This is a genomic window from Arcobacter arenosus (assembly GCF_005771535.1).
Taxonomy (GTDB): domain Bacteria; phylum Campylobacterota; class Campylobacteria; order Campylobacterales; family Arcobacteraceae; genus Halarcobacter; species Halarcobacter arenosus.
Map to the genome: position 1 here is coordinate 248276 of NZ_VANU01000005.1, position 14454 is coordinate 262729.

The following is a 14454-nucleotide window of genomic DNA, read 5'->3' on the forward strand; positions in this document are numbered from 1 at the left end:
TTCCTTAAGTATTGTTAAAATGGGTAATATTATATCAAAAAGTTTCTAACAGTTTTATAATCTTAGAAGATTTAAGTTTATTCCACCCTGTAAACCTATGTAAAATCAAGGAATCATTATCAAATATAAATTTACTAAAATTCTTTGATTCATCCTCTACATAAACAGCTTTACTGTTTGAATATATGTTTGAATTTGCACTTTCCTTTGCCGTTGTAAAAATCACTACAGTTGGAATAAAAAAAGCCTCAGCAATATGGTATGTTGCCGTATCTACAGTAACAACTTTTGACATATTTGCAACAATATATGAAAAATCTAAAAAGTTTTGAGAATTTGAGGATAAATCAACATATCTGTCATCATCAGTTTTTGAATCAATTTTAATTGTAGAAACAATTGTATATTCAGGTAACTTTTCAATTAACTCTCTTAAGATTCTAGATGCAATCTCTTTTGGTATTGATTTATTTAAATTTGCTGAATAGGGATGAAAAAGTAAAGTTTCACCTTTAAGCTTTAATCTATCTATTTTTTCTTTTAATTCATTTTTAGGTTTATATGATGAGATATTAATAGTATTAAACTTTTCATTTTCATCAATTTTTCTATAATCTATTCCTAGTTTATATAAAAATGCATCGATTTTCGATAAATGTTTAAAATAACTTCTATTAGTTACTGAACTAAAATCTACAAAAAAATCATAGGCACAAAAAGATTTTACATCTATTGAAAGGGGATTTACACTATTAATAAAGTTTTGATTAGAAAAAATCATTTTATCCCTAGAATAAAACTTATTTTCTGAAGCATTTAAATAAATATCAAGTTTAACACTTCTAAATTTTTTTCTTAGTTTCTCATAAAAGATTCTTAATGAAGTACACCCACAAATCATTTCAGACATCGATAATCCAACATTTCCCAATATCATAATTGAAATATCTTTTTTTAATGTTCCTTCTAATTGTTTATTTAAATCAACACTATCCTCATTTAGATATATTGATTTTATTTCAGCTTCATTTATATCTGCTTTATTTAAATTTTTATATGAATAATCATATTTTTGAGTTAAAAAATGTTCATTTAAATTTGTAACCCCTAATTCTCTAGGGAATTGACTTAAATATCTGATTTTAGTTTCATCTATAACTCTTGCTTTATATTTAACGCCTACATTTAAAAAAACTTTTTTAATATCTTCAAAATCTTCAAATGTTGTTATATAAACAGTTTCATTAAAAAGATTAGATGGTCCTTTTAGTTTTGAATATTTAACTAAAGTACCATCAGTTGTTTTTATATTAATATTTTCTGTAACTCTAAATATAACCATTATTAATTACTACAAGTGCTTTGTTCTAATATCTCTTCTACATTTTCAATTCTAAGCATAGTTAAATATGGCAATTTTCCAGGAAGTTGGATTTTATTTGTATTTCCACTATGAACTGATTCAAGCTCTTTTCCAGTTTCTGTCAAAATCTTTTTAAATGAGATATAGTATTTACCATCATCTTTTTTATAGATTTTTCCAATTTCATTATCAACTTCTGAAATTACAGAATTTAAAGGAGCAAAAATTTCTGTTTCTTCGTTTGGGTAAGTTTTATACTTACACATAAAATGTTGTTCATCTTCTGTTACTAATCCACTTACTTCAAAACTTCCTTTGCTTAAAGCATATTCATGATTTTGTGTATCATTTTTTTCAAATGGTCTATGGATTAAATAAGCATCAGTAAAACCTCTATTTTTAGTTGTTGCTAACTCCTCTTGATACTTATTAGCATCAAATTTATTTGCATAAAAATCATCAATGGCATTTCTATAAGCATATGCAGTTACTGCTGCATAATAAGGTGATTTTGTTCTACCTTCAATTTTTATAGAATCAACTGCTCCTGATTCTAAAATTTCATCAACATGACTTGCTAAATTCATATCTTTTGCATTAAAAATATAAGTTCCAACTCCTGGCTCTTCTTCTAATCTAAATAAAGTACTATGATCTTCATTTGCGGCATATAAAGTATATTCAAATCTACAATCGTTTGCACAACTTCCTCTATTTGGAACTCTTCCCATTTGAACAGCACTAACTAAGCATCTACCACTATAAGCAAAACACATAGAACCATGAACAAAGATTTCAATCTCCATATCAGGTAGATGTTTTTTTATCTCTTTAACATCTTTTAAACTTATTTCACGTGCAGCAATAATTCTTCTAACACCCATATCATAATAAACTTGCGCATCTAGGTAATTCATTACATTTGCCTGAGTTGACAAATGAATTGGAATTTGTGGAGCTAATTCTCTACAAAGTCTTACAACACCAGGAGCTGCAACAATTAAAGCATCTGGCTTAAGCTCAGCCATTTGTACAATATGTTTTTTTAATAAATCAATTTGAGAGTTAAAAGGGAATCCATTAATTGTAGCGTAAACTTTTTTTCCTAAAGAATGTGCATAATCAATACCCTCTTTAAATGTTTCAAAAGTAAATTCTTTTCCAGATCTAATTCTTAAACTAAAGTGACTAACCCCACCATATACGGCATCAGCACCGTAGTTAAAAGCGATTTTTAATTTTTCAAGATTTCCAGCAGGGGATAATAATTCTATTTTTTTGTTGTTATTCATAATAAGATTTTCCTTATGTGTTTACAAGACACAGTTTGATAATTTCGCAATTATATCAAATTTTTTTATAAAAAAGATTTTGTATTAAGTTAATTAAGATTTATAAGAATAAATAAGGAAAGCTTTTAAAAGCTTTCCCATTCATCGTCATCATTATTGTTAGATGTAATTGTTTTTGAAGTAGTTGTTGAAACTTTTGCAGGAGTTGAAACTGTTGTTTTATTTTCAATCCTTGTTTCCATTTTAACAGGTTTTGGTGATGAAACTTCTGTAGTCCTATTCTCTTTTACCTTAGTACTTTGAATAGAACAGTTTTCAGCTTTAATTTTATCCATAGATCTAAATAACTCTTCAGTTTTTGTTTCTAAATCAGAAGAAACTTTTTCTAATTCTTCATTTGAAGCTTTTTTTGAATTTAATGAAATATATTCACCAACCAAATTATGAACTTGCTCATGATATTCTTTCATTTTATTCCAGTTAGATGTACTACAGAACTCTTTTCTTTGACTTTCTTGCTCTAAAATCCATCTACCAAAATCACACTCTTTTGGAGAAGTTACACTCCATGATTTAAAGGTTCCTACTTGAGCAAAGTTTTTGTTTTTGAAAACAATATGATCATTTTTTAATTTAGACATTGTAAAAACTAAATCTACATCACAAATCTCTTCTTGCTTTCTCTTATCAAAATTTGCTCTTTCAGCAATATCAAGTAGACTAGAAGATAATTCAGAAACTTCAGTTGCAAGATTACTAATTTGTGTTGCTGATGATGCATTTACTTGTGTTGCTTGGTCTAAAGAGTTAATAACATCATTAATTTGAACAATACCAGTCTCTTGCTCTTTAGAAGCAGAATCTACATCTGTAATAAGTTCAATTGTTTCACTAACTTTAGCATTTAATTCAGAATAACCTTTAATCATGTTATCTGCAATAGCTTTACCTTCATTTGCTTTTGTTGTGGCATTTTCAACTAAATCTTTAATCTCTTTTGCTGCTTCTGCACTTCTACTAGCTAGATTTCTAACCTCTTGGGCAACAACGGCAAATCCTTTTCCTGCTTCTCCTGCTGTTGCTGCTTCAACTGCAGCATTTAAAGATAGAATATTTGTTTGGAAAGCTATTTGGTCAATTACTGTAATAGCATCATTAATAGCTTGTACTTGTGTATCAATATCATCCATAGCAGAAGTTGTTCTTGACGCTAGGTTTTGTCCATCACGTGCAGATTTATTTAAATCATTTGCCAAAATAGACATTCTATTTACTTTTTCATTACTTGATTTAATAATTGATGTAATCTCTTCTACAGCCGCTGCTGTTTGCTCTAAAGATGCAGCTTGGTCGTTTGCTGAATCTGATAGCTGACTAGAAGATGATGATAAGACATCAATATCAGCATTTAACTTTTCACCTGTTTTTGTTATCATTGATAAAAATTCTGATACTGTACCACCTAGTTCCCTTGTACTAGCAAATATTGAACCAATAATACCATTAGAACCTTTTTTAGAAGAAGTTAATGATGTATCAAAATTAGAATCACCATATTCAAGTAAAACTTTATTTATATCTTCTAATTTATCATTTGTTGAATCTATCATTGAATTAATTGATTCTCTTAGTTTTTGAATAGTAGGATTATTAGATGTCTTTTCAACTTTATACACATAAAAACCATTTTTTATTTTTCTAATAACATCTTCAACCTCTTCAATAACTAAGGCATCTTGAGCATACCCAGCTTTTAAGTTATCAACATAACCATTAAAGGCATCAACTAAAGATCCAATCTCATCATCACTAGATTTTTTTATTCTTTCACTAGTATCATTACCTGAACCTAAATTTTCAACTGCTCCTTTTAAGTCTTCAATAGGTCTAATGATAATTTTTTTAACTAAAAATGAATAAACTAAATAAATAATAATAATTGCTATGATAGTAAATACAGAGAAATAAATAACAATATCAGCAATCTCTTTATTTGTTTGCTCTTCCATTTTTAAAATGCTTTCTTCAATATCATCTACATAAGCACCTGTTCCAATAATCCAATCCCAAGGTTCAAATTTTTTAACATAAGAATACTTTAATTGTGGTGCATCTTTCCCCGGTTTTTCCCACATATACTCAACTAAACCACCTAAGTTTTCAGTTTTTGATACTTTAACCATTTCATTAAATAAAAACTTTCCTTCTGGATCTTTAACTTTTGATAGATTTTTGCCATTTAATGATGGTTTGATTGGATGCATAATCATCTTTGGTTCTGAATCGTTTATCCAAAAATAACCACTTTTCCCATATCTCATTGCTGAGATAGATTTTAATGCTTCTTTTTTTAGATTTTCAGAAACATCAGAAACATATTCCCCTGTACCTATAACCCAGCCAAAAGGCTCGAAAAGTTTTACAAAAGATACTTTTGGTTGTGGTTTTTCAAATCCTGGTTTTGGCCAAACATAATCAACAAAACCTTCTTTTTGTGCTTTTGCAACTGCTGCAAACTCTTTAAAGATTTGTTTTCCACCCTTGTCTTTATAATTATATAAATTTTTTCCATCAAGTTGTGGTTTAATTGGATGCATAACAATAACTGCATCTAAATCATTAATCCAAAAATAACCATTTTCTCCATATCTAGTACCCTCAACAATACTTCTTAATTTCTCTTTTAACTCATCTGTAGGTAATAAATCTTTGTTTTTTTCATACTCGTGATTTAAAATAGAAAATATAAATTTCGCTTCAGATTTTAAAGTCTCTTGAACTTCAACTTTAACTTTCTCAATAGATGTTCTTTCATAATAAGAATCAACTGTTTTTAAAGCAAGTGAAACATAATTTTCAAGTTCTTTTTCTTTATTTGAATAAGCCTCTTGCTTAAAGTTTTCAATTTTTTCTTTTGATACTTTTTTTAAAGTATAAATTGACTGAGTTGCTATTAATATAGATACAATTACAATTGCACACAAAGATATTATTAACAACTTCCCTTTGATTGATATTTTTGATAACATGAACTTTCCCACTCTCATTATTTTGAACTTATTATAATCCTTAAACATTAAAATGTCAAGTTAGTTTGACCTTTTAAATAATTATTATTTTATTTTATGTTTTTATGTTAAAATAAGAAACTAAAGGATTTTTATGATTAAAAAGCTATTTAAAAAAGCAACAATTGATGATTTATTAAAAGAATTAAAAAGTTCGACTTTTAAAGAAGATAAAGTTAATTCTATGCTAGAACATTTAAATATTAATCATGTAAATCAAAATAATGAAAACTTCTTGCACATAATGATTTTAAACAATAAAATAGAATCAGCAAAATGGCTTGTTAAAAATGGAATTGATATAAACTATCAAGACTCAAAAGGAAATTCACCTTTAATGTTAGCTTGTAAAGATGGTTTTTTAAGTGCCATAGATTTATTGCTCGAAAAAAATGCTAATGTAAATTTAGAAAACTATAGTGGTTATACAGCCATTGACTTTGCTGTATATAATGGACATTTTCCTGCATATAAAAAACTAAAGCCTTTAGTTAAAGATTTAAACAAAAAAAATAAAAAAAATGAATCAATTCTACACTTTGCAGTAAAGTCACAAAATCTACAAATTATCGATGATTTATTAGAAGAGCCAAAATTTATTAATGATGACTCAATATTATTTTATAAAGAATCTTTTGAAAACATTAATATTTTGAACACTCTTTTAGATAGATTTAATAGTTTAAAAAAACTTGATCATAATGGAAGAAATCTACTTTTTTATGTAATTGAAAATGGTTTTGAATGTCACAATATTTTTCTAAAACTTCTTGAAGATGGCTTAGATATAAACTGTATTGATAAAAAAGGGAATAATATACTTTTACACCTAATTGAGTATATTATTTATAAAGAAAATAATCTTGTAATTGATACAAAAGAGGATGTAGAAAAGCATAAAAAAGATATAAAAAATCTAATTGATATAATTCCAATCATTATAGAATCTAATATAGATACAACAATAGTGAATAATGATAATGAAACAGTATTATCTCTTTCTGCAAAAAATCAACACTTAAAACTTTTAAATTTATTATTGGATTGTGAAGTACCAATTGATATAGTTGATAAAAACAACAACACTGCATTAAGTTTGATAATAGAAAAAGGAAATAGTTATCTTGAAACAATTCATCTTTTACTTGATTATGGAATAAATCCTAATATTAGAAATTCAAATAATCATACAGTAATTGAAAAATTAATTGATGCAATTTTAATTGTAAGAGAAGAAAAAAAGGCTAAACCTAGCCAAAGAGTAAAACTTGATTTTAAAAGTGATTATGTATCTATTTTAGAGAGCGTCTTAGTAAATACAGATGTTAAATTAAAACAATACAATTCAAAAGATGAACCATATTTTTTTGAAGCATTAAGATATGGGGCAACAGATATTGTAAAACTTCTAATAAAATACGGTGCAGACATAAATGCCCAAGATAAAGATGGCAATAATATTATTTATAAATATATGTTAGAAAACCAAGAATTTAAAAAAGAGAAAGAGCAAAGAAACTATTACAATAATCTACAAGCAATCATTATAATGGGTGCAAATGTAAATGCAAAAGATTCTTATGGTGGAATAACCTTGCATAAAGCTATTCTAGATTGTGATATCACTGTTATAAAAATGCTTTTACATAGTGGTGTAGATATGAATGCAATTGACAATAGAGGTAGACATATATTACACAATGCCGTTTGGAAAAATGATATTAAAATATTTAAACTTATTTATTCATACAATAAATCATTGTTAAATGAGCCTGATAAGTTTGGTGTTTTACCAATAAATTATGCAGCTTTCTTGGGATATACAGATATGGTTTTAGAGTTTATTGAACTTAGTGCCCATGTAAATAACCCTTACAAAAAAACAAAATATATTTTAAATTTTCTAAAAAAGTTTCATAAAAGTTTAGATACTTTAATATTAAATGCAAGAACAAAAATTCAAAAAGATAAAATAAAAGTTTTAGTAGAAAATATGAAAAAAGAGTTTGAAGTTAATCCTTAAACTCTTTTTTCATCTAAAAGATTTTTAGCAAAAGAAAATGCATCTTTTGTAACGCTTTCTCCACTTATCATCCTAGCAATTTCATTTATTCTTGATTCATCATCAAGTTTTTTTACAGTTGAAACACCATTTTTCTTATCCACTAAAAAATGTTGGTGGGCAGTTGATGTTAACTGAGGTTGATGTGAGATTGCAAATATCTGATAAGAGTTTGATAATTTATTTAATACTGTAGCGATTGCTGAACTTTCTTTTCCACTTAAATTTGCATCAATCTCATCTAAAAATAAAATTCCATTATTTACGATATCAAACTCACTAATAGAAGTAAGAAGTGCTAGTCTAAGTCTGTTGAATTCCCCTGAACTAATTGTCTCAAGGTTTACTCCATTTAACTCAAAAAGAATCTCATCAATTCCATCTTTAGTCAAATTTTTCTCTTCAACTTTTATTTTTGCATTAGAAAGATATAAAAACTTTAAATAATAATTCATTCTTTCTTCTAATACTTTTACTGCTTTTTTTCTATATCTACTAATATCTTTTGATAAAGCTTCAACTTCAATTGTAATTTTTTTATGTTTTTTTTCTAATACTGATTTTTCAAAAGAGATATTTTCGTAAGATTCTAACTCTTTTACTTTATTCTCTTTATATTCTATTGCCTCTTCAATTGAACCAAATCTTTTTTGTAAAGATGAAAGTTTTTCAATTCTATCCAATACAGTTTCAATATCTAATTCTTCTAATTCATATAAAGAGTCATTAAATTTCTCATAAATATTATTTAATTCATTTATAGCTTCATCAAAAAAACTACTATCTTCATCAAGCAAAGATAATGCTTCATTAACCGCTGAAGTGTAATTAAAAATAGCTTGTGATTTTTCAATAGCTTCTTCTATCTTTTCTTTTTTAGATAATTTCTTTTTAATTAAAGCTAATTCCTCATATTCGCCAACTTGAGGATTAATTGAATTGATTTTATCTATTTCAAATTTTGCAAACTCTTTCAAATCTTCGAGTTTTGATTCATCATTTCTAATTTTTTCAAGCTCTTTTTGAATAGTAGAAAGCTCTTTATATTTTTCATCAAACTCTGATTTTATTGAAGCATATTCTTTCTCATATTTTTTACAATAAAAGTCTAAAAAAGCGATTAGTTTTATTGAATCAAAATCTGAGTTATCTTTTAAATGCAGATGTCTAATAAGTGTTTTTGAAAATTGATTTAGATTTTTTTTAGAGATTGTTTGGGCATTCAAAAAATATCTAGTTTTATCTTTTTTTATCTCTTTGATTATAATATCATCATCTTTTTGTATATCATAAACTTCATCTTCAATCCCCATATTACTTAAAGTAATTTCTCCAAGTTTTGCTCTACACTCACCTATTCCAAATAAAGATAAAATTGATTGCATTAAAACAGATTTTCCTGCTCCACTAGGTCCTGTAAAAACAACCAAACCTTTTTCTAATTCTAATTCAACATCCTTAAATGATAAAAAATCATTTAGATAAATTCTATTAATCAATTATTTCCCCATCCTAATTTCTCATTTAAAACTTTAAAGAAATCTCTTTTTGTTCTATGAATAAGTTTAGCTTTTTTATCTGCAATTGTAACTTTAATAATTGCTTCATCTCTTGCTTCTATAATATCTTGCCCATCAATTAAAATAACAGCTCCTTGAGAATCTTTTATTTTAAACTCAATCTCTATTTCTGCTGGCATTACTAGTGGCCTTTGGGTTAAAGAGTGTGAAGCAACAGGTGTTATAATAAAAGCTTCTGTCAAAGGATAAACAATAGGGCCACCAACAGATAGATTATATGCAGTTGAACCTGTTGGTGTTGAGATAATCACTCCATCCCCATGATAAGAGTTAAAAGATTCCCCATTAATTTTTGCATTAACTTTTAACATTGATGAAACTGTTTTTCTAGATATAACTATATCATTAAAAGCTACATAGGTTTTATCACTAATTTTACACTCCACCAACATTCTATTATCAATTCTATAATTGTCATTCATTAAATCATTTAAAAATGAAGGAAGCTCTTCCAATACAATATCAGTTAAAAAACCTAAAGTTCCCATATGAATACCTAAAATTGGTATATCATATTTAAAAGAACTTCTTACAGCAGATAATAAAGTTCCATCACCACCTATAGATAAAAGGATATCTACCTCTTTGCAAATCTCTTCTAAACTTTTACCATGGTCTTCATTTATCATCTTTGCAGAGTTTTCTTCAAGAATAAACTCTATATTATGTACATCAAAACACTTTTTAATTTTAAAAAAATCTTCTTTTATTTCAGGAGAATTAGGTTTTAAAAAAATTCCTGCTTTTTTTATAGATTTTAATCTTTCTGAACTTTTTGTTAATCTCAATTACTTTTCCTATTTAAATTCAATCATTTGAATTTGTTTCATTTCAGTTTCTAAAACTCTTCCATATTTCTCAAGCTTTTTTTGTTGACTTGAAATTTTTGAAACATATGGTTGATTTTCCCTTAAATCTTTACTTAAATTGTTTATAGCTTCATTTGCTTCGTCAAAACTATCATAAACACCTTTAATAACTCTATAATAACTATTTTGGCTCCCTATTGGAAAAGCTAGTACTTCTTCATATAAGTTATTATATTCAAAAAATTTGTCCACTCTAATATCATCTTTTAAAAATGTAATTAAAGTGATTGTATATTTAGAAGTACCTCTATTAAAAAATTCTTTTTTTATTTTACTTTCACTATTTTCTAATTTTGCATATACACTTGAATAATCAAACTCATATTTACTAGTTTCATCTTGTGCATTATTTACCTTACTATTAAATATCATTTTATTTTTATGATAAATTTTATATAGCTTTTGATGATTTTTTATATTACTTACTCTTAAATTTTTTAAACTTGTAACATTTAATTCTTCAATGGTTTTTCTTGCATCATCTTTAGTTTCAAATGCTCCATAAATAACTCTTGCATATTCTTGATTATCCCCATATTTATATGCTAATGCTTCATTTTTTATTTTATTGTTTAAAAAAGCTTGTTCAATTGTAGACTCTTTTAAATTTACTTCCCCAAAATCAATTGTAAAAAAAGAACTTCCATCATTTAAAAAAACTTCACTTAAAATATTAAACTCTCCATCCTCTTCAACATAATAAACATCAACTAGTTTTGATTCTTTTAAAAAGCTATTATCTTTTTTTTCAATTATTGGTTCTGTCTTTTTTTTCTTAATCTTTTTTACACTATTTTTTTCTTTTTCTTTATTTTCTATTTTTCTTTCTTTAACTTCTTCTTTTATTTTATTAACTATCTTAGGTTTTTCTAATTTTTCATTTTTTATAATTTTAATATCATCACTAAGATTAGGTTTACTTGCTAGCTCTTTTTTATTAGAATCATTCATTTTTAATTCAACAATAGAGTTGTCTTCATTTTTAGAAATATTTTTATTATAAAAACTTTGAAATTTTTCCATTTTCATAGAATATGGTTTATTACGTTTCAAATTTTTATTAAACTTTTTTATTGCATCAATTGCTTCTGCTCTTGTTTTATATAAACCATATATGATTCGTGCTTTATCTTTATTTTTCCCATATAAATGAGCTAAAGCTTCATCTTCTACTCCATAGGTTTCAAAAAAGTTTTCTATGCTATTTCTTTTTAATGAAATACTTCCAAGTGCTATTGAATAAAATTGAGAATTTTCATTTAAAAACTCTTCTTTTAATTTTTTTGCTTCTTTTGAATTATTAATAAAAATTGATTTAGAAGACTGCTTATTAACTTCTATTTTTTCTATGTTTTTTTTATTTGGTGTAATAGTTTTTTTAATACTATTTTGATATTCTGTAAAAACCTCTTGATGTCTTTTTAGATTTGCTGAATAAGGTTTATTTTTTATTAATCTAGGGTCTAAATCTTTTATTGCATTTGTTGCTTCAGTACCGGTTTTATAAACCCCTGAAATAACCCTTGCAAACTGTTTATTTTCACCAAATTTATAAGCAAGTGCATTAGTCATATTAAAAGTCTTGAAGTATTCAATTGGATCATATTTATTTAAATCTAAAGTGCAAATACTTATAGTGTAAAATTGCGTATTAGGATTTAAAAATTCATCTTTTAAACTTATATTTTTAGTACTTTTATCTTCTACATATACAATATCATCTTCCATTGCAGCGTTAAGATTTATTAGAGTAAAAAGAAATATGATGAAAATCTTATGTATCAATATGTCCTACTTTTTTATTAGATATAGCCAAGATTTTATCTAAAAATAATTTAAACAAGAATTTAGAAGTTGATTATGATGAAGAAATAAAAAAGGGATATGCAAAATGCACATCCCTCTTGTTCTATTCAGACCTTTCGATGTAATTACGAAAGCTCGTTAATTTTGAAAATGGATTTCAGACATTCTTGGTTCCTAAAGGAACATCAAGAATCTCGTTAAAATCTAAAAGAGTGACGCAGGTTACTCTTTTAAACGATTTTAACCATTTCTCTTTTTGATGATTTCATCAGAAACGTTTTTAGGAACTTCTTGATAAGAATCAAATAACATAGAATAAGTTGCTCTACCTTGAGACATAGATCTTAAGTCAGTAGAGTATCCGAACATTTCAGATAATGGAATTAATGCAGTAACTAATTTAACACCAGCTCTGTCATCCATAGATTGAACTTGTCCTCTTCTTTTGTTACAGTCACCAATTACATCTCCCATATATTCTTCAGGAGTTTCAATTTCAACTTTCATCATTGGCTCTAAGATAACAGCTTGTGCAGCTGCAGATCTACAACCTTGTTTGAATCCCATAGAAGCAGCTAATTTAAACGCCATTTCAGATGAGTCAACGTCGTGGTAAGAACCATCATAAAGTGTAACTTCAATATTAACCATTGGATATCCAGCAAGGATACCACCAGCCATAGCTTCTTCACAACCTTTTTGAACTGCAGGAATATACTCTTTTGGTACAACCCCACCTTTAATATCGTTGTTGAATTTGAAGTTATCTTCAGAATCTGCTGGAAGTGGATTAATTTTTAGGTATACGTGACCATATTGACCTTTACCACCAGATTGTTTAGCATATTTGTACTCTTGATCAACAGGGTTTTTAATAGTTTCTCTATAAGCAACCTGTGGAGCACCAACTTCTGCTTCAACTTTGAATTCTCTTTTCATTCTGTCTACGAGAATTTCAAGGTGTAACTCACCCATTCCTGAGATAATAGTTTGACCAGATTCTTCATCTGTAGCAACTCTAAATGATGGATCTTCTTCAGCAAGTTTACCTAAAGCGATACCCATTTTCTCTTGGTCAGCTTTAGTTTTTGGCTCAACTGCAACAGAGATAACTGGCTCTGGGAATTCCATTCTTTCTAAGATTACTGGATCTTTTTCAGATGCTAAAGTATCACCAGTGATAGTTGATTTAAGACCAACAACTGCACCGATTTCACCAGCATATAACTCACTTACTTCTTCTCTATTGTTAGAGTGCATTTTAAGTAATCTACCGATTCTTTCTTTTTTCATTTTAGTTGAGTTCATTACATATGTACCAGACTGTAATTGTCCTCTATAAACTCTTGTAAATGTTAATTGTCCAACAAATGGGTCAGTCATAATTTTGAACGCTAATGCAGCTACTTCACCATCATCAGAAGAAGGAACAATAACAGCTTCACCATCTTGAGTTTCACCTCTAATGTCAGCAACCTCAGTTGGAGCTGGTAAATACATTGCAACAGCATCTAGTAAAGTTTGAACACCTTTGTTTTTAAATGCAGTACCACAAGTCATTGGAGTAATAGTCATAGCTAAAGTTGCAGCTTTTAATCCAGCAACGATTTCTTCTTCAGATAATTCACCCTCTTCAAAATATTTTTCCATTAATTCTTCAGATGACTCAGCAGCAGCTTCAATCATTTTTTCTCTATATTCTTCAGCTTGATCTTGTAATTCAGCAGGAATATCTTCAACGTGGTAGTTAGAACCCATTGCAGCATCATCATCCCAAACGATAGCTTTCATTTGTACTAAATCAACGATACCTTTAAAGTCTTCTTCAGCACCAATTGGAATTTGAATTGGAACAGGATTAGCTTTTAATCTTTCAGAAACTTGTTTTTCAACCATAAAGAAATCTGCACCAGTTCTGTCCATTTTGTTAACAAAAATCATTCTTGGTACTCTATACTTATTTGCTTGTCTCCAAACAGTTTCAGATTGAGGTTGAACTCCACCAACTGAACAGAATACTGCTACAGCACCATCTAAAACTCTCATAGATCTTTCAACTTCAATTGTGAAGTCAACGTGACCCGGAGTGTCAATGATGTTAATTTGCAGTTGCTCATTAGTTTTTGGGTGAGGCCAGTGACAAGTTGTCGCAGCAGAAGTAATTGTAATACCTCTTTCTTGTTCTTGCTCCATCCAGTCCATTGTAGCAGCACCGTCGTGAACCTCACCAATTTTATGAGATACACCAGTATAGAATAAAATTCTTTCAGTAGTTGTAGTTTTACCAGCATCGATGTGAGCAGCGATACCAATATTTCTAACTCTGTTAAGAGGGGTTTTTCTTGCCATCTTAAATTTTCCTTTTAAATTTTTAAATTTTGCGAGATTATATCTAAAACTAGATAAAAAAAAAG

General features: G+C 27.6%; 8 protein-coding genes. 1 reads left to right on the forward strand and 7 read right to left on the reverse strand.

All coding sequences use genetic code 11. The annotated features are described in order from the left end of the window. Nucleotides 1-34: 34 nt before the first annotated feature. From FDK22_RS12365 to FDK22_RS12375, 3 genes are all read right to left on the reverse strand, one after another. Nucleotides 35-1342 carry a glycosyltransferase family 9 protein gene (locus tag FDK22_RS12365; protein ID WP_138153285.1) on the reverse strand — a complete coding sequence of 436 codons (1308 nt, stop codon included), beginning with the start codon at nucleotides 1340-1342 and terminating at the stop codon, nucleotides 35-37. Between the two features lie 2 nt (nucleotides 1343-1344). Beyond that, nucleotides 1345-2655 (reverse strand): peptidase U32 family protein, encoded by a 1311-nt coding sequence (locus tag FDK22_RS12370; RefSeq protein ID WP_138153286.1) that lies wholly within the window; start codon nucleotides 2653-2655, stop codon nucleotides 1345-1347. 125 nt (nucleotides 2656-2780) lie between these two features. After that, nucleotides 2781-5684 (reverse strand): methyl-accepting chemotaxis protein, encoded by a 2904-nt coding sequence (locus tag FDK22_RS12375; protein WP_138153287.1) that lies wholly within the window; start codon nucleotides 5682-5684, stop codon nucleotides 2781-2783. A 133-nt stretch (nucleotides 5685-5817) separates the two neighbouring features. Between FDK22_RS12375 and FDK22_RS12380 the strand changes: the two genes are divergently transcribed. Beyond that, entirely contained in the window at nucleotides 5818-7746 is a 1929-nt protein-coding gene (locus FDK22_RS12380; RefSeq protein ID WP_138153288.1) for an ankyrin repeat domain-containing protein, read from the forward strand. Here FDK22_RS12380 and FDK22_RS12385 read toward each other — a convergent pair. The 4 genes from FDK22_RS12385 to fusA form a co-directional block, all read right to left on the reverse strand. Beyond that, a complete protein-coding gene (locus FDK22_RS12385; protein WP_138153289.1) occupies nucleotides 7743-9284 on the reverse strand; it encodes an AAA family ATPase in 1542 nt (513 codons plus the stop codon). The two genes, FDK22_RS12380 and FDK22_RS12385, sit on opposite strands and share 4 nt — an antisense overlap. Continuing rightward, nucleotides 9281-10153: an NAD(+)/NADH kinase gene (locus FDK22_RS12390; protein WP_138153290.1), complete on the reverse strand. Its 873-nt coding sequence runs from the start codon at nucleotides 10151-10153 to the stop codon at nucleotides 9281-9283. The genes FDK22_RS12385 and FDK22_RS12390 overlap by 4 nt, the downstream gene beginning before the upstream one ends. A 9-nt stretch (nucleotides 10154-10162) precedes the next feature. Then, on the reverse strand, nucleotides 10163-12019 hold the full coding sequence (locus FDK22_RS12395) for a ring-infected erythrocyte surface antigen domain-containing protein (protein WP_138153291.1): 1857 nt from the start codon (nucleotides 12017-12019) through the stop codon (nucleotides 10163-10165). 261 nt (nucleotides 12020-12280) lie between these two features. After that, entirely contained in the window at nucleotides 12281-14389 is a 2109-nt protein-coding gene (gene fusA, locus FDK22_RS12400) for an elongation factor G (RefSeq protein WP_138153292.1), read from the reverse strand. Between the last annotated feature and the right edge of the window lie 65 nt (nucleotides 14390-14454).

Coding starts and splice junctions, on each gene's coding strand:
- FDK22_RS12365 (WP_138153285.1), bottom strand. CDS start 1,342: ATGGTTATATTTAGAGTTACAGAAAATATTAATATAAAAACAACTGAT.
- FDK22_RS12370 (WP_138153286.1), bottom strand. CDS start 2,655: ATGAATAACAACAAAAAAATAGAATTATTATCCCCTGCTGGAAATCTT.
- FDK22_RS12375 (WP_138153287.1), bottom strand. CDS start 5,684: ATGTTATCAAAAATATCAATCAAAGGGAAGTTGTTAATAATATCTTTG.
- FDK22_RS12380 (WP_138153288.1), top strand. CDS start 5,818: ATGATTAAAAAGCTATTTAAAAAAGCAACAATTGATGATTTATTAAAA.
- fusA (WP_138153292.1), bottom strand. CDS start 14,389: ATGGCAAGAAAAACCCCTCTTAACAGAGTTAGAAATATTGGTATCGCT.